The following is a 263-nucleotide window of genomic DNA, read 5'->3' as shown; positions in this document are numbered from 1 at the left end:
TTTTAAAAGTGAGCAACTCATAATGAATAAAATTAGACAACTAAAAGCACAAGGTACGTTGATTCTTATTGTTCATCATGACTTAACTAAGGCTTCCCAGTACTTTGATCGGATTATGTTACTCAATCAAACAGTACGCTATTTTGGCAATGCAGAAGAGGCAATGAATAGCGACACGTTGTTAAACGATACCTTTATGTCACAGACCAGTCATGTCGATGTTTCATCGAAAGGAAGTGCCTAGATATGAATGACTTTTTCAC

The 263-nt window shown here is 36.1% G+C and carries 1 pseudogene; it reads left to right on the top strand.

Annotated elements, in window-relative coordinates:
• Positions 1 to 244 (top strand): annotated as a pseudogene (locus ACZ267_RS12930) (metal ABC transporter ATP-binding protein); the annotation flags it as partial.
• Between the last annotated feature and the right edge of the window lie 19 nt (positions 245 to 263).

It is taken from the genome of Staphylococcus sp. AC872 (assembly GCF_979255425.1).
This window is presented reverse-complemented; position numbering and strand designations above follow the sequence as displayed.